At 33.8% G+C, this 834-nt stretch carries 1 pseudogene; it reads right to left on the reverse strand.

What is annotated here, in order from left to right:
* Positions 1–678 (reverse strand): annotated as a pseudogene (locus GNY06_RS10790) (hypothetical protein); the annotation flags it as partial.
* Positions 679–834 lie beyond the last annotated feature (156 nt).

An 834-nucleotide genomic window follows, 5' to 3' on the forward strand; every position in this document is an offset into this window, starting at 1 on the left:
TCGATTTCCGGATACCTGCATGTCCTTTCTAAAATACATAAAATCAGAATTCCCACTTAGATTATTCAGACTGGATGTTTCTAATGTTTTATGAGAGGGATTAGAAAAATTAACATCTGGGAGTTCGGAAGAGTTTAAAGAATAGGCTATAAAGGTATAAGTATCTCCTCCTTTCAATGCAAGTTGATCTGTATCTTTTTCTCTCCCTACGGTATAATCTCTTTCCGTAACATATTCTCCAGAAGCATCATAGACAACTACTTTATATTTTACTCCAGTCTTCAATGGGGTTATTTCAGTTTTTGAAGCAAGATTCCTATTTAAAGAAGCTTGGGCTGTTTTCTCTGAGCTTAATGTATTGACAGGAGTGAGTTCTGCTACTAGGTTATACTCATCATTAAACGGGATCTCTTCTCTTAGTTTTTGAGCGGGGTTTTCTAAACTGTTCCCTCTTTGTAAAGATGCTTTCGGGTTTAATTCGTGAAAATCATCAAATACATCTCCATGCATATTCACTTTTACGATCGCCATACCCCCACTTAGTAGTGGGTTCTGATGATCTGTGGAGAGTTGGCTTTCAGCTCCAGTGCTTCGACAAGCCAGAAAAAATAGCAGGAGAGATACTGCAATAAAAGCTGTAGTCAGCCTAGTTTTTTTATAAAATACTATTCTCTTCATTATTGTGTTTATTTTTATATCCATAAATCATTTATCTGAATTATTTAAATTCCAGATAAATCATCTAAATTTGTTCGTTGTTTTTTTAATTTAAAAATTAAATTGTATCAGAAATTGATTTAGAAATCTTACCAATCGCCATCTTCACTTAAATCA

This window comes from Elizabethkingia argenteiflava, assembly GCF_009904105.1.
GTDB lineage: Bacteria > Bacteroidota > Bacteroidia > Flavobacteriales > Weeksellaceae > Elizabethkingia > Elizabethkingia argenteiflava.